The sequence below is a fragment of the Glutamicibacter sp. FR1 genome (assembly GCF_047300825.1).
Taxonomy (GTDB): Bacteria; Actinomycetota; Actinomycetes; order Actinomycetales; family Micrococcaceae; genus Glutamicibacter; species Glutamicibacter nicotianae.
In genome coordinates, this window is record NZ_CP178602.1 from 1480361 (window position 1) to 1504431 (window position 24071).

Genomic DNA, 24071 nt, shown 5'->3' on the forward strand with positions numbered 1-24071 from the left:
CAAGGTTTGCTAGAAAATGGCATTCCTTGATGACTTACTCTGCGTATATAAGGCGTCTAATATGCCTTAACAGAACCCGAAGTTACTAAACCTACATGATAATAGTTCGGAGGCAGTCCACTAATTCAAAATAGTTTAAACTGGCCGTTGAACGAGCAAAATCGTTCAAGCCTCAAGCCTCAAGCCTCAAGCCTCAAGCAAAGCAAAATGAGGTCGTTTGCGCAAGAGTAGAATAAAGTGACACATTACCCGAAAATGGTGGACCGTAGATTGTGTCATCGCCAGCAGGAGAAGTATATGCGCGTAGTATTGTTTGACGGCATCCAAGAGATGCACGTAGTCCGGTCTCTAGGCAGAGCATTTCTTAATCGTGGGCACAATGTATGCCTAACTGGCAAGCTGACATCGGGATTTGAGTACATTACTGATGGCCAGGATCTTGACTTAGTTCAAGCAGCAATCGAAGAAACACTTGCATTCAAGCCAGATATCATTATAGTTTTTCGCCCTTCCGCTTTACCAATTAATCTTCTTCCAAAGCTGAGGAGCTCAGGTGCTAGACTTTTTGTCTGGCTTTCTGATGATCCAGTGCTTTGGAATCAAACCTATAAGTATTCCATTAACGAATATGATGCAATTCTTCATTGCGGAGGAAAAAACGTACTTGATTTCTACGAATCAAAATTTGGCTATGCCACAGGAGTCAATTTTCCATTCTGGACGGACACCGTCGAGTTCCCGTATTCTTACGGTCGAAATGAACCTGAGAGTGAACTCGTATTTTTAGGAAATGCAACCGGCCCCATTAGACGTCAGAGATACTATGACCTCGCGACACTTTCTTCGAGCTTAAAAATTTACGGAAACGTCAATCCAGATTATTTTGGACTTGGCGGCGGTTATCTAGATTCGCAGGAAGAAATAAGACAAGTTGGATCAACTGCTAAAATTGCTATAAATATCCCGCAATACTTCCAAACGTATGAGAATCAACCGATGTGGTTCGATGAGCTAGGAGGTTTAGGGTATTTCGAAACTCCAAGCCGTGTTGTTCAATGTGCTGCTATGGGGTTGCCTATCGTTACAATAGAGCCTAAAAACATTTCACCTAGTGCGTTTCAAAGTAGCTTAAGAGTTGCTGATATCAGAGCTTGTGAAGAGTTGACGCGTAGATTGCTCGAAAAAGGATCTCTCAACGAAATCTCAAATAGAATTTTTGAAGAGTTCGCTAAATATTACCATGCTGATTCCAGAGTAATGGCAATTGAGTCATTGATGGAAAATGATTCTTGGAAGAATATGGATTCGACATCCCGAGCAACTTGGTATAGACAATTCGAGTCTAATACTCAGAAACTTTCCAAGGACAGAACCGAGTTCGATGGCTCTTTCCAGCGGCCAGATGACCAGCGATTATTCGTGTCTGAGCCATTTGGCAAGGTTGTTAATCGACGAGACGTAGACATACATGCGACACTAGGCTCAAATGTTTTATTAATTGGTGATCGTTGGAAATTCGCGTTCTCTCCTTCAAATGTCATTTACCGGCAATTAACATCGTCCGGACTTACTGTTAAAAAATTCGATATTTTCAGAAATGGCAAGAAATACTCCTCGGAGGACCCAACTGAGTTATTCGCGCGTTTAATAGATATTGTTGGTTTTGAAGAGAGTGAAAATATTAAATTTGATTCTATTGTGTTGGTAGGTGATAATTACTCAATTGATAAAATAAGCCGAATGAAGCTCAAAGATCGTGGTGCGGTATTAGTATCGTATTCGCTACTGGGCCCTGATGTCACTATGCGAACGAAGGTACTTTCGTCTCTATCTGACGTTCTAACAACCCCAGATCAAAAAATGGTGTCTGCCTGCAAACACGCGGGTATCAGGAATATGATATATATCCCAGACATGGTAGATGAAAGCTTTATTGCCGCTGCCAGCAATATAGAATCCAATGGGCACGCAATTACGTTGCTTCTGCAACGAGAAGGCCATAAAACCCTACACCAAGATATTTTAGGACAGCTGTCTTTGGCGGGCGCCGAAGTACTAATCGCAGATGATTTTGAATCAGTTGACGACCTGGGAGAAGTGGCCAAACGGTTGGCAACGGATCTCCTGATAGTTTTTCCAGATCCGTCTCGACCAGGAAATCTCAATTCGAAGTTCCTAGGCCATGGTCTTTTGATGGCAAATCAGGTCGCTCTCTATCGAGTTCCTACAGCATCCTATACAGAGCTTGAAGGAGCAAACTCATTTCTTTTTGGTTCGTTGAACGAGCTTTTTTCTAAATATAATCGTTCATACCAGAGTGTTCGCAAAAATGATTTGGCGACCCACTGTCAAGTGACAAGTAAGTACTCTGGGGCAAATCTGATTAGTTCAATAATTTCATTTATCGAAGATTCGGAATCCAAGCAACCAATCACTTACTAGGAAACTGCAAATTGATTAAATTTACTCCGCGAAGCATGCACGAGTCATCGAAATTAATTTCTAATCGTATTCAATTAGCTCTTGATAAAGAGAATTGTCGAAAATACGCAAAAAATATATCTGTTTTATTTGTTTCGGGTGACTCCTTTGAATCCAAATATATATTTTCCGGAGAAGCCATTTGTCCAAACAGCTCAGAATACAGTTTCTTGCTTGAAAACATTTCTCCAAAAATATTTGTCCTTGAATTTGCTCCTCAGTCTCAAGATCGGTCCTGGAAGTTAAATGATGCCAAAATAAATAATATTAAAAAATTCAGTAACTTGATGAAATGCATTTCAAGCAAAAGTATTCCGACTTTAGCGATCGTAATTGACAAGTATTTCGACATGGCTTATCGATCAGGAATACTCGATGGCTTTGACTTGGTTCTCCTGTCTTCTGAAAAATCAGCTTACCGAAAAGAACGAAATTTTCAAAGTGTAGCGAATTTGGATATTGAAGTAATGGAAAGCTCTCTTAGCGAATTTATTCTACATAACAGGGCCTTACTTGAAGATGTAATCCCTTAGATTATTGAAATCTTCCCGGGTTGACCAAGCGACCAATTGGGTGCAGACTTTACCAAACTTGTTAAATAGTCAATATAGTCCTTTCGAGGTGGAGCCAAATGTCCACGGCCCCAATTATGAACTATGCGATGATAGTTGGGGTAATCTGATAATAAATCTCGAAACGGCCCGTACTGCTCTTTGAGGTACCAAGCATCGCCGAGATTCTGCAAATGAAATATGTGATTCAACGGATTCTGGGTGTAAAGAAGTTTCAAATCTGATGGCTCTCGGCTGAGAACTTCTTCATTTATTGGGCCGTTTGAGAGGTCGCTGGAAGCTTCCGTAAATATGTTGGGGGGAGCTTGTAGATCTATTCTTGGGTTCATGACGAACGCGGCAGAGTCCGGCCTTTCGTAACTATGAAGAAGCGCGGCGTACCCGCCGGCTGATGCGCCAAAGAAAAGCGTGAGTTGATTATCAGGGGCAAACTGATCGATCACGCGTCGCGCCAGATTGGGGCCGTGGATATGGCTATTTCCTAAATGCCAGGAAGTCTTCACAGGCGGCCTTGACGCAATTGCAGGATCAGCAAATGCAAGTAGGTTTACCTCTATGTCTTTCGGAAAAGACCAGCCTGAAAATACAGGATAGGAATGGTCAATTGGTACGGCTGCGGAAAAAGTGACCAGAGTGACTGGAGCCTTATTATTTACGTATAGGAAGTCAAACCAGCTTGTTCCAAGTTTGATTGAATGTAGACCGCTGTTAGCACCATTATTTCCAATCTCATTGATTGTTTTGTAACAATAGTGCCCATTCGTGTTGAATTTTAAAATCAACCGTTTTCTGTTTTGCATGACTACTCCACATCTTAATGGTTGCCTGGGGCGCTCAAGTACCTTCAGAATTTCACAATAATACGTTGACTCGAAATAACTTGGTTTTCAGAACCGGAAATGAGTTTCTTTGAAAGAATTATTTTTAAACACCAATGCTCACTCGTTCAAGTCTTTCGCTGAAAGCGTGACAGGATTAATTATTGAATCAATAAATCCCGACTTGAGGCTATAAGAATCTCTGGATTCTATTCCACCGAAAACGGTAATTCGAGTTCTAGCTGGTGATCGGAAGATACGTACTGATCGATTTCTATTTCGAAGATGAGTGTTGCATAGACATTCATTAGCAAGGTACTTCGAGACGCGTTCGATGATCCCGGACCATTCGACGCTGTGTCTGTTCTGTTGACCCTGACCGACTACAGCGTCATCACCGCCAGCGTTAAGACAACAAACCGGACGGCCGGTTTTCATGCAATCTACTGCCACCGAAGCAGCCGGTCACTCCTGCTGAGTCCTTACCTCCCGGTTCCGGTCCACAGCCCAGCGCGTCAGCGGGTGGCACTGTTCGTCTTTATCCTGAATCGGGAAACCCATCCCCACTTGGCAAATACCGCGCGCTGGGGCATTTGAACCTCCACGAAAAACCTCGACACAGTTGCCGGATCGTGAGTCTTAGTTAATGATATTTGACACCGGGTCACACTCCTGGGCTAACGACTTCAAATACCGCAAGGGGCACAACGTTTTCATCTAAGAGGCCATTCGAGGGTATGACATCTACGAACGTACATGTCATACCCTCACTCAAATAATTCATTGAGGAATTGAAGCCGCAATTCTAGAAAATACTACCCGCCTGTCAACACTATCGAACATGTCTCGAACCTACACTCGTTTTCGTTATGCAGAAATTACAGTTCCTGCACTGGACTTCATCGTTGATCGCGTGACTCGTGCTGCGGGCTTAGTGGAGACGAGCTCAAGCAGTACCTTCGTTGCGTCAGCCCAAGAACGTGCTTTGAATGCTTCTTCCTCACAAATGATGCTATAAGTGAACTTTAATTCGGGCTTACCCGTAGTTGTTAACATAATTTCAACAGGCATCGTCGTTTCGGTGAGGTCCTGTCGGAACGTCTGTCCGTCACATACAAATTCGACAAACAACTTCCCAGCGGCTTTGGCATTGTTGTAAAGCGAAGTGAGTTTAAACGACACTTCTGTTGGTTTCGCTTCTACAAACTTTAAGACACCCGAGTGTGAAACTCGCATTCCAGCTGCTGGGCGGTCGACATTCATAGCTAATTGCAGAACTTCCAGTCCAGAAATTAGTTCCTTCCTAACGCTATTGAGGCCCCCTGGAATACCATCAACTTCTGAGACAATTGATTGGAATGATGCTTTTTTCACCGGAGGCGGTGGTGTAGCTCTACGTTTAGGTGTCACTTCATTATCAGCCGGTACGACGTACACCCGAGGTTCATCAATAATATTCGAGATCGCGTTGACAGAGACGTCTAACGCTTCACCAACTGCCTTTTCAAGGGCATTGACCGATTCTCTAGATTTTTCAGAAATGCCATGGATCATCGACAAGTAAAGTGCATCTAGGATCTGCTCCGAATCCGCAAGCAACGGAAGGCCAAATTCAGAACGGTCTACTTCCTCGAAATGACGACTTACTTTTGGATCGTAGCAAAGGCCAACAGCTGGGGTGCCTACGCGATGCGCGATCAACGACGCATGTAAACGCATGGCCAAAATGGCTTCGCAACTCTCTAGAGCGGAAATGTACTGCTCCAAGCTGATTTCGCCGTCAGCACTAAGTTCGATGGTTTCTATGGACTTTGGAAGTCGACGGAACACTTCACCTACGGCGGCCCTGTCCATGCGGACACCTGCCTGCATCGGAAGCGATACAACGGCTAACTTCTTGCCTTCAGCGCCTAACTTTCTTTCTAACGCAATTAGGGATCGACTTACGGTCTTGGCAATTTCCACCATGTTTTCAGCCGCCCAAGGGCGAAGGTTAATTCCAATGATGGAGTACCCTGCTTGCTGCAATTGTCTTAACTTATCGTTTTCCGAATGAACCGCTGGGATTTCAACTCCATAGACGGTGTCTGGTGCAGAGAAAACTTGATCCGGACGGAGACCGACGACTTTAGTAAGTAAAGATTCGGATTCAGGATCCCGAACATAAATGCTGTCTGCCTGATTCGCCAAGAAGCGTACGGTATTTGCCGCATACTTGTCAGTCAATGGCCCGACGCCCAATCCAACCACGTGGAACTGGGCACCGACAACTTTTGCCATCAAAGGCAATATGCCGAATCCTGCCATGGAGATCGTGCCTCCGTTGAATAACGCAGCTAATCCTCCGCCGCGTTCAAAAGTATAATCATGCCAAAGTCCGCCACCACCAAGTACCACGGCCGCAGCCGTCTTCACCTGATAGGCGCTAACTTCGTGAAGTTTCCGATCAAAAGCTTGTAGACCATGACGACTTTCAACATTCGTTGGGCTTTCTGCAGCGACATATACTTGTGCCGCAGGATCAGCTTGTCGGATTCTGCTACTTATGGATTTGAGAATCATTTCATCGCCAAGGTTGCGTGCGCCGTAGAAACCGGAGATGATCACTTTCTTGGCACGGGGGTAACTGGTGGCCAGGATTTGTTCTATCTGGAACGCTCGTTCTCGGTTCAACCATCTATTATTTTTTTCGGTAATTGAACGTAGCTCGTCGAATAGTGCCATCCACCGGTGTTCATAAAGATGCTCATTTACGATGCGTTTAAACCCTGCGGTCGCGATTCGGTCGTACTCTTCCGGATTTTCAAGCAACCGGGCAATTTTCTTTTCAAGATCGGCTTCATCTTTGTAGCCAATAATCTCTTCATCGTATTTGAAAAAATGAGACATTTCTTCAAATTCGCCAGTCGCGACGACTTTACCTTGACCGGCAGATTCGAAAACACCACATTTAATGTTTATGAATCCCGCCCTAGTCAACGGAAAGTTTACGTGTACTTTACCACCCTGGAGCGCTTGAACCATTTCCTGTCCGGCAACAGTCACAGAGTTAGGAACTTCCCACCCTCGACCGTAAGTTCGCACGTCGAATTTTTTGTCAAGGTAGGTCATCATTGTATTTCTGTCGGGCCGATTTGTGGCATGGCCCAAACAGATGACATCAGCATCAAATTTATCAGTCTCTGGTACATCCTGAGTAACAAAGCCACGATCGATGCCGAATGGGAAGTAGACGGTGTTATGAATCCCGGCGTCTTTGTACATGGCCATCGAAATTTCAGCATTCGTTGTGTGTAAGTCGAATACATGCTGATGTTCCTTTATGGATGGAAACACATCTGGATCGCTCAATGTGATTCCAACAAGGACGATGCCCCGATCCTTCAACTTCTGGGCATCCGATTCAGTAAAGGTAAGTCCACCGGCACAACAAATGATGACCTGCGGCTGAAATGCTTCGACGGTTGGTGACAACTTGTCGTAGTCAACATAAATCGGTCCCATGCCGCCTTGCCGGCGAAGAGGATTGTTAAGGATACGATGTCGAGACGTGTCAAGGTCCAAGACGTGGTGGCCTAGATTACGCAGTGATCGTGACAACGACGAAACTATATCTGTAGTTCCATTGACGGAAGTTCCAATGAATAGAATCTTCCAGTGAAACCCTTGATCAAAAATTTTATTCTTCAGATCATTTTTCAGTTCTTGAATTTCATTCAATTTGGTCACCTTTTCATTTCATTCAATCGGCAAACGCGTCACTCGGAGGTACCGAAATGTGTCAAGTAATATCTATTGTAGTTGCAGATGTCACAATTTTGGGTTGGTGGAGATTTAGGTTGTAGAGGATTTATAATCTCCGCTTAACCCGTGCACGATGTTGCAAGTATCTAGATCCATCCTACGTTGCTTGAACGCCGCACAAAGGCAATTTCGTTCAATCACCCTACAGGTCGAAGGTGGGGTATTGAAAATTTGTAATGTGACATCCCTCTACACGCAAGCATCGAGTGGCTGCGAAGAAGCATTGCTCTCCATCTTTCCTGGCTCTTCGTCAAATTAGTCGCACGCGAACTGAAACCAAAGTTGCTATGCCCCAATACTACCTTTGGGTATCTTGGGGAACTCGTCCCGTCTTGGACATGAGGTTCAACCGACCGGATGAGAAGGGGCATAGTCTCACTAGGTTGACGTTCTCGGTCGCTAACACAGCTGTACCTGAAGTTGCTCCATGTTCTCGGCGACGGGTGAAGCAATTGACATTCCGCGTTACGAACGACACCTCCCGTTCGCAGCGTCAGTCGATCTTGCAACATGGCCAAGTTTGTTATTGTAGCTGGGCAAAACACAAAACCTGCTTGCAGTGCTTTGCAGCCGGCAGGACTTTGCTTTGACGTCATTATGTGGGTTCACGGACAAATAGCGCCGTGGGAACTCGGGGTCTTCTAATCATTTTTTGATGGCTTCTAGCCAATTCCGACAGTAGTTGTAGGTCCACTTACCTTGCTCTGCAGCAGCGCCTAGTTCGGTTTTAATGACAGGTTCAGCATTATTGTGAGGGCGAACAACCGACCATGGCACACGATTTCTGGCAACGGATAAGGTTACCTCAGCAAAATTTTGATCTGAGCGGGTGGCACCTTCTACTTCTAATTGTGAGACCAGAGCACCTCCGCATGCGAGCTCTGCTTGCACGGCGGCGATGGGAACCTCTCTCGGTTCCACTCTGTTGCAGATTGCCAAAGATGCAAGCACGCCTGCAGCCTCTCCGATGGCTACGACTGTAGGATGCAGTCGAATCGCCCCAGCTGCAATCCGTGAACAGGAGATGTTCTTTTCGGCAGCAATGAAACCATCGATTCGAACTGGGATTAATGCGCCTGCAGGTATAGGGAAAGGGCCTTCAACCCAGCCTTTTGGTTTGTCCGCTTCAGATTCCAATAGACTTGATTCTAAGTGCGCATTAGTGCGACCGCCATGTAGATCCGGGTGATACGTTCCAACAGCAACGGAATCGGTCATCCATTTTGCTTCTGATCGTTTCTTGGGTCGGCTTATAGTTTTTCCAGTTAATGTTGACAACCCGATAATTCGCCTAGATTCACGAATGTAAGGTATTAGCGGCATGTGTTGCTCAATGTTTTTGTAGCAATCAGGTACATGGGGATTAAGTGGGAGCTTGGGCCCATCTGCGAAACCTTCATCAGTCACGACCGACCAGGGGATGCCAAGTTCATTCTGAAGATAGTATATTAGTGAGATCGTCTTCAGTTTTGCGCTAGCTTCGAATTTCTCCCTAAATTCACTATCGGTAAGAAAATACGCATTAGTGGTCATATCGTTGTAATAATTCAAGCACGTTCGTGTTACTTGGTGATATTGCGAACCAGTTTGCATGTTAGTCGATGCGATATCGGGTGCTGCTCGATATCCAGCGAATCCTGTAGGACCAACTTTTTGTATGTGTTTGTCGAGCTCGCCGGCTGGTGGATATACCTTTCGAAACGTGAGTACGTATTTTTCATAATTTTCTGGTTTTACCGTAACGCGCAAAGCATCGGGAACACCGTCGGGATACATGCGAATTACAGCCGTATACGTAATATCTTGGATTGCTCTTTTGGGTGAGGTAATGTTCTTTTCTTCTACCCCGTCCGAATTTCCATTGCTTATGCGATGAGGGATTCCGCCAAGCGCGAGCAACGCTCCGTCTTCAGTGGCGTCAATTGTTTGTGTGGCTATAATCACTCCAGCATTGGTGTGTAGACCTGAAATTCTTCTTCCGGTTCTTATTACGCCTTCTATCTTGGTATTGCGCAGAACGTTGGCACCACTTGCTTCAAGCATTTCGGACAGAGCTCGTTCAACTGCCACCACGTTTGGCATGATAGAAGTATTCCTATAGTGGCCAACATTTACAGGGCGCATAAGTTCGAAATCGTAAATATCCTGAATTTTACGAACTAGTTCACCCCATAAACCGTAATCATGAAGTAGTCGATCGTAAAAGAACGTTAAGTCAAAGGCAGATACGCCAGCTGCAGTCGCTTGCCCACCTACCATGTGGGTTGGCTCCACAAGTGCTACGTCTAGCCCTCTTCGAGCGGCTGAGATCGCTGCCGCGCAACCGGACAGACCTCCACCAGCAATCACAAGATCCACGTGCCGCTCTCTGTAGGCTGGGATCTCTTTCCATTTGAGTTTTTGTTCTTTAGTTAGAGGCGTCTTTGCATTCGTTGTTGCCTCTGGGTGAAACTGTAGAATTCTAGCAATTGTGTATTCTACGTCATCAATATTTGCGATCATGGAATCATGATAGCCGAATGGAAATGAAGCTACGTCATTCGGGTTATAAATTACTATGGAGTAGTCTTTTGGTGAAGCTCTAATCTCATTTTCCCCTTGCTGGTCCTTTTTCGTATATTTCATAGCTAATGCAGTTATTCACTGATTTTTGGTGGACGAAGTTGAGATGAGTTGGACAAATAATAGTTTCTGACGAGGTCTGCTAGGTGGGCTGCGGCTTCCATTTAGCCTAGCCATGTGTCAGTACGTCAGTGATAAACCGCATCAAGTCATTGGTAACACTCTCAGTTCATCTTGTTGCAGCGTCGAAAGCATCAAACCCTGCTGATCGGAGTAAGCCAGGCGGTGTGTTGCAGAGCGCTGCGTCACGACTTTTTTGTTCTATCGGTATCATCCCTTTTCAAGACCTTGAGTCAATCCTTCGAGTTCTGGCAGCATCGGCACAAAAATGATCGGATCATACAGCATTAAGGGCGCAATGCCAGCGGTAGGCGACTAAGGCCTTGGAGCTAGCCCGGGTGTTTCATGATGGGCCACGTCATTAACTGTCATTAAAGACGAAAGAGTGATCTGAACTGGGAAAATAAAGGTGTCTAAGCCAAAATTCCATGAGTTCAAGGATCACTCTTTCAATGAACAATCATACCGGCCTTTACCCCCAGCTCCCAACCATGACCACCTCCCAGAATCTGGTGTCCCACGCAGGACTGTCCACGCTGACCGGCCTGCTCAACACCCTCGGGTTCCGTCAACTGGCCGAGGACCGGCTCAGCCAGTTCGTCCCCGCCACCGCGACCCACCGGCCAGGGAAGATGATCAGCGACCTGGTGTTGATGCTCGCCTCTGGCGGGGAACACGTGACCGATACCGATCAGCTACGCACCACTCCAGGCGTGTTCGGGCAGGTTGCCTCCGAGGCGACGTTCAGCCGCTTCTTCACCCGCCTCGCCGAGCATCCCGGCGCGTTCGACTACGCCTTCGCGACCATGCAAAGGGAGGTTCGCTCCCGGCTCTGGGCTGCCGCAGGAAAGCGTAGCCCCGCCGTCCGGGCGACCCGCACCCATCCTCTTATTGTGGATATTGATGCGTCGTTGGTGCATGTGCACTCGGATAAGGAAGGTGCCAAGGGCACTTATAAGCGCGGGTACGGCTTCGCTCCGATGATCGCCATGGCCGATTACGGCCAGGGCCACGGCACTGGCGAGGTGCTGGCGGTGAGGATGCGCCCCGGCAATAAGGGAGCCAACAGCGCGGCGGACCATATCAGCATCCTCACCGAGGCGCTGGCTCAGCTGCCCGATGATTTCTATGACCAAAACGGGTGTCTGATCGGTGAGAAGATTCTGGTCCGCACCGATAGTGCTGGTGCGTCCCGCGAGTTTTTGCACCACCTGGATGCCCTGGGTTTGCAGTTCTCCACTTCGTACGCGCTGCCGGTGGTCAATGAGCGGTTCATCGGGTGGATCAATGAGAAGAAGTATTGGGAGCCGGCGCTGACCGCCACCGGCGAGCAGCGTGAGGATGCGTGGGTGATCGACGCGACCAAGATCTTGGGGTTGAGGGATTATCCGCCGGGCACCAGGATCTATTTGCGGGCCGAGCCCCTGCATCCCGGGGCGAAGGCCAGCTTATTCGACACGGACGGGAATCGGGTGACTGCGTTTTTGACCAATGCTCCGCGGTTTGATCCGGCGTTCCTGGACGTGCGGCATCGGGCGCGGGGCCGTTGCGAGAATCGGATCAAGTCGCTGAAGGCTGCCGGGTTGGGCAAGCTGCCGTTCTTCGCGTTCGGTGCGAACCAGGCCTGGGCGAACCTGGCGATGTTCGCCTTGAACCTGGTGATATGGCTGCAACTGGCCGTGCTGCCAGCCGAGCACATAGCTGGGTGCTGGGACTTGAAGAGGTGGCGGTACCGCGTCTGGTCGCTGGCGGGGAAGCTGGTCACCGGCAGCCGCCAGCCGCGGCTCCTGGTCAACCAGGACGCGCCGGAAGCGGGGTTGGTGCTGCTGTTGCAGGAGCGGATCAGCCTGTTGGCTGGTCAGTGGCGGAATGGGCACTTGGCGGCCTGAGCCGCTGGTTCCTGGTTCTTGATTCCTTCAACAGCAATGCTTTTCGGCGGGTGGTGGCCGGCACGTGCGCCAGTGGTTGGCGCTCTTCGTCGTGCCCAGGAATGGGGAAACCCACCAGTGCGTGGCTTAGGCCGTGCGTTGGTGGGTTTCCGGGCCGTCATGAAAAAGTTGGGCTAGCCAGGGTATTTCATGAAAACAATTAAATTAATGCTGTTTTCTCTCAGAACATCGGTAACAGTTCTGCCTCAGGACATCGGTAACACTCCAACATTTAAAGTGGTGACACTTCTCCCCGGGATTTAACGCCCCGAAGGACACAGCCCGCCTACCGGCCTCTCGGCCAGCACGCGGGCTGATGAACTGGAAAGTGTGAAAAATGATCCAGTCAACTCGACAATACGCTTAGCCATCGCCCGATGGCCACAAGACGCTCCCAGAGGCGCGGTCACCGCCTTCTGCACGGAACACGAAATTAGCCGCAAGACTTTCTACCAAATCCGCAAACGAGCCCAAACCGAAGGCCAAGCAGCAGCCCTGGAACCCCGCTCCCGACGGCCGAAAAAAGCGCCTACCGCAACAAACGAAGCCGTCAAGGACCAAGCGGTCGCAATGCGCAAGGCATTGCAAACCTCGGGCCGGGATCACAGACCGATCAGCGTGCACGATCACATGAAGAAGCCGGGTATGCCCACGGTATCGATCTCGGCACTGGCCCGGATCTTCTCCGAACGAGGCCTGGTTACCCCAGCCCGCAGAAGCGTCCGCGCTCCTCCTACCGGTCCTTCCGCTATCCGATGCCCAATTCCTGCTGGCATCTGGACGCCACCGAATACGTGCTGGAAGGAGGACGCAAATGCGTGATCTTCCAGCTGATCGATGACCATTCCCGGCCGGCGGTCGCTCCATTGGCCGCCAAGACCGAGAACGGCCAAGATGCAGTGAAGGTCTTCCGCAAAGGCATCGAATCGTGCGGCGTGCCGCAAAGACTGCTCACCGATAATGGTGATGCGCTGAACCCCATCCGCCGTGCCGTGCTGAGCGAGCTGGTCGCTTACGCCAACAGTCTGGGCATCGCGACGATCACTGGCAAACCCCACAAGCCCACCACCCAGGGCAAGAACGAACGGCTTCATTCAACCTTGTTCAAATGGCTGAAAAAGCAGCCGTTCGCCACCGATCTAGCACAGTTGCAGACGCAGCTGGATGTCTTCGACCATGCCTATAACACCCAACGCGGGCACCAGTCCCTGGAAGATCGGATGACTCCACAAGAAGCGTGGGATGCAACGCCCACAGCTGAGCCGCTGGAGCTTGGGCAATGGAAGGAACTGAGCACGAAACCAGGACCGAGCCAGGCTCAAGTAGCTCTTGGCGTCCAAGCCGGAAGTGAGCGCGAGGCCCGGCAGATCGCTGCTGCGCGAACCCCTCCAGAGCCGGCTAAGCTCAGCGCCACGCTGCGTTCTGAACTCATGGGTGAGAGCGGAAGCCACGTGCTGCGGGCCAATAAGAACCGTTGCCTGCGGGTTGCCGGGGTTGAAATTTATCTGGGCAAGCTACTGCGCTCGACAGTGGTAAATGTGGTTTGGGACCCGACGGACTTGATGGTGCTGAGCATGGAGGGTGAACTGGTCGCGAAATTCGATTACCCGTTCCCGCAGGGCGTGAAGTATTTGAGTTTGAAGCATGCCACGGCGAAGTTCCAAAACATGCCTGACCCGGTCTGATCTGTTGCCGATGTCATGAGGCAGAAGTGTCACCGGTGTCTTGAGACATCACACAATTAAATTAATGCCCCTTAATTAAGATGTCGCATACCATGAAGCAACTAGTCAACAGGCAATGGTTTTATTCAACCAACGACCGTGGGAAGAAATAGAGGGCACGATCTATTCTCTTGAGTCAGCTGTGTCACAAGCGTGGGCGCCCCTCCGATGTTCGTATGCGCGTTTGGCCGAATAGCAGCCGTCTGGTGTTATTCGCAAGCCGGTCGACGATCGGCCTCGCTCGCGAATCGATCGGGTAGCGCACGACAAACGAGACTTTCCGCCAGCGTGGCGACACGTTCGCCGATGATTCTCACGTCGGTGCTTTGACTGCCATGGGTGCTTAGTACCAAGTACTTGACGGTGTTAACGTGCAGAATAGCGATTGACGGTACTTCTTTTTTGTGACCGGGTGCAGACTTGAGCCCGGTTGCCCATGATGGGATGAGATCTTGCGTTCACGAAGTCCTTTGATTAGATGCCAAGTCGCCGGAACAGCCGTTGTTACCTATGGCAATGTAGGAGAAGCGTCAAAATTCAGCTTATCCAATCGAACCGCTAGAATTACTCACAGAGAAGAACGCAGAGTTTAGGGAGTTTCCTTGTGAAACGATCGAATCATAAAACCACACAGACAATTAGTTCGCGCGCCGAACTCTTTGGCATTAGACAAAAGTACCTGGACCTTGGAGATGACTTTGAGGCACGGGTTCTCGATGACCTAGCGAAGTACAGTGCCCAAGCATCCAAGCTATCGAGCGAAAACGAGAAGCTCCGTGCACGCAAAGTTAAAGCTGAGGGGCTAATCGCAAGGCTTGAACGAGAACTGTCTTCTGCCAAAGAAGAGAGGCAGCGGTTTAGCAGTGAAGCATCGATCCTTAAGAAGCAACTGGCGAAGGAACACAATCGGGCAGAGAAATTTAAGGCAGCGTATGAGAATCTAAAGAACCATCCGGTTGTGAGAGCTGCCCGAGGGATGAAGAGCCCCTTCTCGCGTAAACCGGTTCCACCCCGCGAGGTCCAAAACGCTAGTCATACTTTGGCACCAAAGGCCATCTCCAATTCCATAAGCGAGGTTACGCCACGTACTTCAACCGTAACCAGTTCTCAGAACGGCGTGATCGGTGCCATCAAGCGTGAGGTTGATGCTTATATAGCCCGCTATCGAGACTTGGGTGAGATAGTAGAACCAGCGGCAGGGTTAGGTGAGCTTGCCAATCAGGAGGAAGCGCCTTCAAGCTTCGGTGCCTTGCATGATCAGATTTTGGGACAATCCCGACTACTCGATTCCTTGCCGGCAGTTCCGCCGAAGACTTCGACGCCTGCCTACGTGCCACAACCGGATAAGGTGATGTATTGCGCCCATAGCACCGGTGAATATAACAGCAACGGATATTCGACGCGTACAACTGGCCTAACAACCGCGGTTACCGAAGCGGGTATCGACCTCTTTATCGCAGCGCGACCTGGTTACCCTTGGGACTCCAAGGTCAACAAGAAGATGCCAAAAGAAAAGCGCCTGATCCGCCATTACCAAGGCGTCGATACATACTTCAATCCTGGCGTGTCATTGCGTAATGATCCACTGGATAAGTTTGTGCAGATCGCGGCAGATATCTACGTCCGCGAAGCGATGATGAATCGACCCGCGGTGATCGTTTCTGCGTCGAACCACATTACGGCACTGCCGGCATTGATTGCAGCTCGTCGTCTTGGCATTCCGTTCATCTATGAAGTTCGTGGTCTCTGGGAAATCACCGCAGCTGCTGGCAACGAAACCTGGCATAAATCAGAGCGATTCGAGCTAGCGCGCCGCATAGAGTCTCTCGTGGCGAACGAAGCAGATCGAGCTTTTGCGATTACTGAGGAAGTCCGCGAAGAACTTGTGAAGCGTGGCGCGGAACGAGGCAAGATTGAAATCTTGCCGAATGCTGCCAATATTTTCCAATTCGTTCCGCTCCCGGCTGAGCGTTCGAAGGTTGTTGCAGAGAAAAAGAAGGATGAGTTCCTTCTCGGATACGCAGGCAGCTTGGTCGACTATGAGGGTCTGGACCTGCTAATCAACGCGATAGCCGAATTGCCCGAATCCTTGTCTCATGTTGGCGCTATAATCGTCGGCGACGGCTCGGTTTTGCCAGCCCTAAAGCAGCAGGTATCTGATTTGGGCTTGGACGCGCGTGTTCGATTCACGGGGCGCGTACCGAACGAACGAATCAACGATTACCTGGCAATTTTTGACGCCGTCGTCTGCCCACGAAAATCGAACATTGTTACTGAACTCGTATCGCCATTGAAGCCGATTGAAGCCATGGCCGCAGGACGTCCTGTGATCGGTTCCAACGTATCGCCAATTGCTACCTTGCTTGGCACTGATGGCACTCGCGGCCTCCTCTTCGACGCGGACAATATTCAGTCATTGTCCGAGGCGATTGTCCAATTGGCGGTAGATCCTAAAACAGCTCAGGACATGGGACGCCGCTCACGTAAATGGACCGTGGAGAACCGTACCTGGCCGATCGTTGCAAAGACTTTCATTGCTCAAATTGGAAGTGTCCAAGACCGTAGGCCAACGGGTAAGAAGCTTGACGAGATTCGTATGGCTCTTATCGCTGACGAATTTACCACTTCAACCATCCGCCGTGAGGTCAATGTTGTTTCGCCAACTCCTGAGAACTGGCGAGAAGTCTTGGCGTCAAACCCTGTCGATTTACTCTTTGTGGAATCTGCATGGGCAGGAAATGACGGTACTTGGACCCGCAAGGTCGGTTATTACGACGATGAGGAATGCGCGGATCTTGTAGCCCTGATTGGTTACTGCCGGAGCAAGAACATCCCAACAATCTTCTGGAACAAGGAAGATCCGGTTCATTTCAATCGATTCCGACGCACAGCCAAATACTTCGACGTGGTTTTGACTACTGATGCTAACTGCTTGAACGACTATTGGGAGCACCGTGGTGGAAACCTCAAGGCGCTGGGCAGCCTTTCCTTCTGGGCTCAAGCAGAGATCCACAATCCCATGGGAACATCCCGCGAATACTCGCATACTGTCGCGTACGGCGGCTCCTATTATGGCGATCGTTATGCAGAGCGTTCGAAGGAACTGCGCGCAATCCTGGAAGGAGCACGTCCCCAAGGGCTAACTATTTATGATCGCCAGGCTGACAATCCTGATTCCCCATACAAGTTCCCACCAGCATTGCAGGAGTACGTACAGGGCGGATTAACTTATGAAGAAATGGTAGAGGCTTACAAGTCTCATCCTGTGCACGTAAACGTGAACTCGGTGAATGCCTCGCCTACTATGTTCTCCCGTCGGGTGTTCGAGCTTGCTGCCTGTGGCACTCCCGTAATTAGCGGTAAGAGCTTCGGTGTTACCTGGATGTTTGATGGTTCAGTTCCGGTAGTCGCTTCGAGACGCGAATCGGAACTGATTTCAGCACTGTGGATGAATTCCGAAGCTGATCGCGTCGCGGATGCATGGGCGCCACTACGGGTAACTTTCCGTAAGCATCTGGCGCACCATCGTTTGGCTTTGGCACTTCGGATGGCTGGTCTCGCAATTGATATCCCTGCCTTGCCATCACTTGGCATTGAGTTGGAGACAATGACCGAGGAAAATGCCCGGGACCTCCTAGCCGCTAGCGTTCGACCTGCTCAGGTTTTCGTTGCTGGGATCGACGACGATGACGTTGCAGCGAACATTTTGCGATCTGCTGGGATAGAAGTATTAAGCGGTGACTCGGTTCGTGAAGTCGACGTGATTGCCACTAACGTTGAAGATGTCCTCAAGGATCTTCAGGTTCTTGAGGATATGCTAATTGCAATGTTCTATGGGCAAGCTTCAACAGTTCAGGTCTCCGATAAATACGTAGGTACCCAAGGACTGCCCCTCTGGATGCGCGAGCACGCGAATGAGCAGTTGCCGACGATGAAGCGTACTGCCAAGACATCAGCGGCAGGCGATGTGACCATTTGCCTTCGACGCCCACTTGATATTGAAGAACCAGAAGATGCTCTCACGGCAAATCATGTATCCAAGGACGTGCAGAACGTTTTAGTTGTCGGACATGACCTCAAGTTTGCCGGCTCACTCATGTCAGGAATTTCCGGACGTGGGCATAACCTACTGGTCGATAAGTGGGACGGCCACGCGCAGCACAATGTCGAAGAAAGCCAAGAGTTTCTAGAAGATGCAGACACGGTGTTCTGCGAATGGTCGCTAGGCAACTTGGCATGGTATTCAAAGCATTTGAAGCCTGGGCAAAAACTGGTTACCCGTTTCCATTCCCAGGAACTATTTACGGATTACCCGCGTTCGGTGAACTACAAGAAAGTTGACAAGGTGATCTTTGTCAGCGAATTGATTCGCGGCATGGCGATTCAAAAGTTCGGAATTCCTGCGGCTAAGACCATGGTCATTCCCAACTCTGTAGATACGAAGAAACTCGATCTTCCGAAGTCTGATGCTTCCAAGTATGTACTGGGATTCGTTGGCATGGTTCCGCAGATGAAGCGATTTGACCTGGTCCTGGACTTACTGGAAAAGTTGCGGGCGATCGACAGCCGATACACGTTGCGAGTCAAGGGCAAACGGCCGGAAGATTACCCTTGGATGGCTGCACGCGAAGACGAAATGGCCTTCTATGAAGCACAGTATGCCCGCATTGAAGAGTCTGGCCTACTCCGTGGCGCAGTAATCTTCGACCCTCAGGGCGATGACATGGCACAGTGGTACCAAGGTATCGGTGTTGCCGTATCTACAAGCGATTTTGAGTCGTTCCACTTTACCCTTGCAGATGGTGCAGCATCTCGTGCGTTGCCGGTAGGCCTGGCCTGGCCGGGAGCGGAGTGGCTGTACCCGAATGAGTGGTTGCACGCAGACACTGAGTCAGCAGCTCAATATGTGGTCAGTCAGGTCCGGGATCAAGCGAATTTGGCGCGGCAGGTTGAAGCTGCACGCGAGTTCACAGTGAAGAACTATTCCTCCAACGAAATTCTTGATCGAATCATGAACGAAATTGAAGCAAAGTAGCGGGATGTAAGTCTTTCCGCTGGTGAGGTGCGTTTGGTGGCAATCGCCACGGAGCGCACCTCACTGTATTATTGGTCTAGTCTGCGTTGAAGTTGAAGTGAGTTGAAGAGTGAAAATTGCATTAGGGGACTTTCGAAAAGCGCTTTGGCATCTTCGCCATGGTGGTCCACAGCAATTGCAGGAGTGGTACCAGCGTCGCAACTACGATTTGCGTACAGGGGGACTGAAACGCCACGTGCAAAGTGACGTTGAGCAACGGCTTGGACTGCAATTCCCATCGGCAGAGTTTGAACCTTCTGATGATCACGAAGGCAAATTAGAAGTTGCTGTCATTCTTGATGACTTCAGCGCGAAAGCTTGGTCACCTGAATGGAACTGCACCTTTATTACCCCCGGGTCGTGGCAAAACGCGCTTGAAACACAAGAATTCGATCTTCTTTTCGTCGAGTCAGCATGGGCTGGAAATAACAAGTCTTGGCAGTACCATCTGACCGGACCGACAGCGCCTCGACCGGCGTTTGTCGAGATGGTAGAAGCGTTCAAAAAGCGATCTATCCCAACAGCGTTCTGGAACAAAGAAGATCCACCGCATTTTGCTGATTTCCTGGACTCTGCAAAATTGTTCGATGTTGTTTTCACATCGGATTCCCGAAAGATTCCGGAGTATCACAAAGCATTGGGCCACGATCGCGTCGCGGCACTAAGCTTTGCTGCTCAACCCAAGTTCCATAATCCTGTTCGGCCACTCAACCAAGAGCGACGAGATGTAGCTTTTGCTGGAATGTACTTCGCCGACAAGTATCCCGAGCGTCAAGAACAGATGGAGATCGTTCTTGGCGGAGCCATGGACATCTCTCCGAAGCTAACTAGTGGGCTGGACATTTTCTCCCGACAGCACGCTGGGGACGCGAAATACCAGTTCCCGGCACCGTATGACAAGAACGTCGTAGGTGCACTTGACTATGACAAGATGCTTTCTGCTTACAAGTACTACAACGTTTTCTTGAACGTAAACTCCGTAGTTGATTCGCCAAGCATGTGTGCCCGACGTATATTCGAGATTACCGCCGCTGGTACTCCGGTGATATCGGCACCAAGCGCTGCTATTGAGAATTTCTTCACTGCTTCAGAGGTAGTCCAGGTATCCAGCAGGGAACAGGCGGCCGACGCGATTCGTAGCCTGGTACGAAGCCCTGAGCTTCGTGAGCGTATGGTGCATATGGGGCAGCGCCGGATCTGGAAGAGCCATACTTATGCGCATCGTGCTGAGCAAGTCGAACAGCTTGTAGGGCTGATCTCTCCCGAACGTCGTCCAATGTCCATGACATGTACCCCAAAAGTTAGTGCGATCGTTTCAACCATCAGACCTCACCAGCTCCAGCAAATATTCGATACTGTCGGAAGACAGAAAGACGTTGACGTCGAGCTTGTCCTCGTGGCCCATAAGTTTTCGGCCGACGTCGAAAAGCTGAACGAAATGGCATCGGCAGCTGGGGTAGCCACTTATCATTTGCTTGAGATGGGCGAAGAAAGCACTTTAGGTGACTGCCTGAACGCAGCGGTCGCGATGGCAACAGGGGACTTCATCACGAAAATGGACGATGATGATCTATATGGCGACTACTATCTCTTTGACCAAGTTGCGGCACTACGTTACAGCGGAGCTTCGATAGTCGGTAAGCAGGCGCATTACATGTACCTCGCGGATTCTGATGCAACCTTGTTGCGATTCCCAGAACGCGAACACCGATTTACCAATCTTGTCATGGGGCCGACGATACTTGGTCACGCACATGTTTTCCGCGAGACGCCTTTTGATACACGCAACCGTGGTGAAGATACCAAATTCCTAAAAGACGTCATTGAGCGTGGCGGAACAATTTATTCGAGTGACCGCTTTAATTTTACTCAGATGCGAGGAAGCGATGGTTTGGCACATACGTGGGATCTGAGCGACGCGGAGCTGACTGCTACTGGTACTATTCAGTGGTTTGGACGCAACGATAAACATGTCTTTTTCTAGGAAAATTTTATTGTGCAAGTAGTACGAGGTAATCCAAGGGTGTGAAAACGATGAAAGTTATGCTTCTGACTCACTCTTTTACGCCTGAGATCTCGCCGCCTCAGCGACGCTGGTCGATTATCGTCGACGAACTGGGGCAATTGGGCCATGAAATTACAGTAGTGACCCCAAAATCGAATCGGATTGCAACTAAACGCCAACGCCGACTTCTCGATAGTCCTTATGTGACGTTGCAGCATTATCCGTCAATGCGTCGCTCCAAAACGATGCTCGGAAAAGTATTGAAGCATGGCGTAGATGCTGTTCTAAGCGTTCCGGCTGCATTCCGGCGGCAGAAGCCCGACGTTATTGTTGCAACTGTACCAGCTATTCCAACGCTAATTGTTGGCTTTGTGGCTAGCCGGCTACGGCGCGTACCGTTGGTTGTCGACCTTCGAGATGCCTGGCCCGATTTGCTCAGTGAATCACAAGTTATTAAGTTCCGCTGGGTTGAGCCGGTTATCTCGAAGCTCATCAGTTTTATTGTGAACCGAAGCGACATGCTGGTGACAGTGACGCAAGGCCTGGCATTCAAGATGCAGCGAAACGGGATGGAAAACATCGCCACGATCCCTAATGGCGTTGAAACCGAACGCGCAGACCTCGAAGTCTCTCAACGCGAAAGTGATGGCGAATTCCATATTCTTTATTTAGGGAATATTGGTCGGAGTCAAGGACTTGAGACCGTTATCCGGGCAATGAAACATGTACCGGAAAATGTACGTCTACGCATTGTCGGCCAAGGGACTGAGAAGGCCAAATTGGTGAGACTGGCGATGGACCTCGGACTTGACATTGACTTCCAAGACCCTGTCTACGGCCAACGGGTACTGGAAAACTACTCATGGGCGGACACATGTGTGGTCTCGCTTCGTCCTGATTGGCCGAGTTTTAATCACACAGTTCCATCGAAACTGTACGAACTTCTGTATTTGAATCAGCACGTTACTGGATTGGTCAGAGGAGAGGCTGCCGAAATCATCCGTGATTCGAACGCCGGGGTAGTGATTGAGCAGGACGCATCTGCGCTATCTTCATACATTAATGAGGTGGTTGCGAACCCCAAAATATTGCAGACAAATCATAGTGGTACCGACTGGGTCAGGAAACACGGATCTCTGCGTCAAGCCGGACGGGATTATGCCAAATTGCTGGCTACAGTTATCGACGCGCACGCCAAAAGATAGAGCAAACTGTTGAATCTAAAAGTCCTTCCGAACGCAATCAACACCGGTAAATTGGTACTATCAAACGTTGCTGATGACCCGACTTTTTTTGCGCTCCAAGTTGCCCGCCGTTTCAAGTCCAATCCTGTTCTAGGCGCGTTAATTAGCACTCTGGGAAGCGATAATTCGAACATTCGCCTACGTGCGCTCTCGGCGATGCTGAGGGACAAAAGCAGTGCATTCCAGTCTGCCTGCAGAGACTGGGTAAGTACGGGTGGCAACCCAAGCCACGCTGTATTCCTAGCCAATCTTTGTATTGCATCTAATGAATGGAAAATTGCAGAGGAGTTGTTGAGTCGGGGTGCTCCGTCTAACGCTCATGTACGCGCTAATGCCCGCCTTTTGTGGTCATTAGGCCGAATGACCGATGCCATAAATCTGTTGCGAGACATTCGCAGCGGGCGTCAACTTAGCCACTATGAATCCGAACTGGCAACTTTCAAGGGTAGAGAGCCTCAACTTGCTGCACCCCGTGTTCCAGATAAATCGAATAGTGAGACCCGGTCGGTTATTTATGTTGCTACAAACTCATTGCCGCACACTGGTAGCGGATACGCACAACGGACCCACTCAATACTGACGTCCTTGAAAGAAGCCGGTTGGAGAGTCAAGGGACTGACAAGGGTCAATTACCCATTAAATATCGGGAAATTGTCAGCTTCTGAAACAGACGTCGTATCTGATATTGAATACCAGCGTTGTCTGCCTTTTCCTGCGAAGCATGATCTGACTGGAAGAATTCAGCAACAAGCTGAGGATCTCTTAGCGAGAGTTATTCGAGAGAAGCCTTCTGTGCTGCACACCACGACAGATTTTTCTAATGCCCTGGCGGTTAAGGCAGTTGCAGAAGCGACTCGTACACCCTGGGTATATGAAGTTCGTGGTCAGCTGGCAGATACGTGGCTGTCGACGCGTCCTGATTCTTCTAAGGATTCGGAACGTTACCGACTATTCCTGGAACGCGAAGCGTTTGTAGCACAGCACGCTGATCATGTCTTCACTTTGGGTGATGCCATGAAGCGCAATCTGGTGGATGCGGGTGTTGATGAGCGCAAGATTTCAATCTTGCCAAACGGAATCGGGGAAAAGTTTGTTGAGGAACCTGTATCTAGGCGCCAAGCGCGTGACCAGCTGAGGCTTGATTCTGAAGCATTTTATGTAGGTACCGTCAGCAGCTTGGTTCACTATGAGGGCCTTTCGACGGTAATCCGCGCTGTTGCCGAACTTGCGAATCAACATGAGTCATTACGTCTTCTGATTGTCGGGGACGGTATTGATCGTGAAAATCTGGTAAGCCTTGCCAAAAAACTAGGAATTGCTGGGCGATGTGTGTTTCCAGGTCGCATTCCTCGAGAACAAGCGCATCTCTATCATGCTGCGTTGAACGTTTTCGTCGTGCCAAGAATTGACTCGGCGGTCACGCGCTCGGTGACTCCGCTCAAACCTGTGGAAGCATTGGCATCAAAAGTACCAGTCTTGGCATCTGACCTTCCTGCATTGCGAGAACTGATCACAGACGGTGAGAACGGTCACTTGATTAAGGCAGGAGCAGTTGCCGAGTGGGCTGAATGTATCGAGAAATTGATGCTGAACCCAGAAAATGCCCGACGCATGGGCAAGTCAGGGCGGGAATTCGTACTAGCTAATAGAACTTGGGAACAAAACGCACTTAGCATTGTCGAAGTTTACGAGCGAGTAATAAGTAAAGCTCCGGGACAATGAAACCGTCGTTGATCTCA

The 24071-nt window shown here is 49.6% G+C and carries 10 protein-coding genes and 1 pseudogene; 8 read left to right on the forward strand and 3 right to left on the reverse strand.

Annotation, left to right across the window (positions count from 1 at the left end; genetic code table 11):
* Window positions 1–297 precede the first annotated feature (297 nt).
* Window positions 298–2442 (forward strand): hypothetical protein, encoded by a 2145-nt coding sequence (locus ACLQ8T_RS07250; protein ID WP_413456211.1) that lies wholly within the window; start codon window positions 298–300, stop codon window positions 2440–2442.
* An 11-nt stretch (window positions 2443–2453) separates the two neighbouring features.
* Window positions 2454–3014 carry a hypothetical protein gene (locus ACLQ8T_RS07255; protein ID WP_413456212.1) on the forward strand — a complete coding sequence of 187 codons (561 nt, stop codon included), beginning with the start codon at window positions 2454–2456 and terminating at the stop codon, window positions 3012–3014.
* Here ACLQ8T_RS07255 and ACLQ8T_RS07260 read toward each other — a convergent pair.
* From ACLQ8T_RS07260 to ACLQ8T_RS07270, 3 genes are all read right to left on the reverse strand, one after another.
* Window positions 3011–3853, reverse strand: a complete 843-nt coding sequence (locus ACLQ8T_RS07260) for a hypothetical protein (RefSeq protein WP_413456213.1) — start codon at window positions 3851–3853, stop codon at window positions 3011–3013. The genes ACLQ8T_RS07255 and ACLQ8T_RS07260 overlap by 4 nt on opposite strands.
* Before the next feature lie 885 nt (window positions 3854–4738).
* On the reverse strand, window positions 4739–7591 hold the full coding sequence (locus tag ACLQ8T_RS07265) for a polysaccharide pyruvyl transferase family protein (protein ID WP_413456214.1): 2853 nt from the start codon (window positions 7589–7591) through the stop codon (window positions 4739–4741).
* 729 nt (window positions 7592–8320) lie between these two features.
* On the reverse strand, window positions 8321–10300 hold the full coding sequence (locus tag ACLQ8T_RS07270; protein ID WP_413456215.1) for an FAD-dependent oxidoreductase: 1980 nt from the start codon (window positions 10298–10300) through the stop codon (window positions 8321–8323).
* Between the two features lie 509 nt (window positions 10301–10809).
* On the opposite strand from ACLQ8T_RS07270, the gene ACLQ8T_RS07275 reads away from it, so the two are divergent.
* From ACLQ8T_RS07275 to ACLQ8T_RS07300, 6 genes and pseudogenes are all read left to right on the forward strand, one after another.
* Window positions 10810–12246, forward strand: a complete 1437-nt coding sequence (locus tag ACLQ8T_RS07275) for an IS1380 family transposase (RefSeq protein WP_413455087.1) — start codon at window positions 10810–10812, stop codon at window positions 12244–12246.
* 369 nt (window positions 12247–12615) lie between these two features.
* Window positions 12616–13970, forward strand: a pseudogene (locus ACLQ8T_RS07280) (integrase core domain-containing protein).
* A 643-nt stretch (window positions 13971–14613) separates the two neighbouring features.
* Entirely contained in the window at window positions 14614–19044 is a 4431-nt protein-coding gene (locus ACLQ8T_RS07285) for a glycosyltransferase (protein WP_413456216.1), read from the forward strand.
* Between the two features lie 109 nt (window positions 19045–19153).
* Window positions 19154–21067, forward strand: coding sequence for a glycosyltransferase (locus ACLQ8T_RS07290; protein ID WP_413456217.1), 1914 nt, complete (start codon window positions 19154–19156; stop codon window positions 21065–21067).
* Window positions 21068–21117: 50 nt separating this feature from the next.
* The gene (locus ACLQ8T_RS07295; protein ID WP_413456386.1) at window positions 21118–22293 is read left to right on the forward strand and encodes a glycosyltransferase family 4 protein; all 1176 of its coding nucleotides are present in this window, start codon (window positions 21118–21120) and stop codon (window positions 22291–22293) included.
* A gap of 9 nt (window positions 22294–22302) precedes the next feature.
* Window positions 22303–24054 carry a glycosyltransferase family 4 protein gene (locus ACLQ8T_RS07300; protein ID WP_413456218.1) on the forward strand — a complete coding sequence of 584 codons (1752 nt, stop codon included), beginning with the start codon at window positions 22303–22305 and terminating at the stop codon, window positions 24052–24054.
* Window positions 24055–24071: the final 17 nt, after the last annotated feature.

Excerpts from the sequence above, each read along its gene's own strand:
- ACLQ8T_RS07295 (WP_413456386.1), top strand. The coding sequence starts at position 21,118 with ATGAAAGTTATGCTTCTGACTCACTCTTTTACGCCTGAGATCTCGCCG.
- ACLQ8T_RS07260 (WP_413456213.1), bottom strand. The coding sequence starts at position 3,853 with ATGCAAAACAGAAAACGGTTGATTTTAAAATTCAACACGAATGGGCAC.
- ACLQ8T_RS07270 (WP_413456215.1), bottom strand. The coding sequence starts at position 10,300 with ATGAAATATACGAAAAAGGACCAGCAAGGGGAAAATGAGATTAGAGCT.
- ACLQ8T_RS07250 (WP_413456211.1), top strand. The coding sequence starts at position 298 with ATGCGCGTAGTATTGTTTGACGGCATCCAAGAGATGCACGTAGTCCGG.
- ACLQ8T_RS07275 (WP_413455087.1), top strand. The coding sequence starts at position 10,810 with ATGAACAATCATACCGGCCTTTACCCCCAGCTCCCAACCATGACCACC.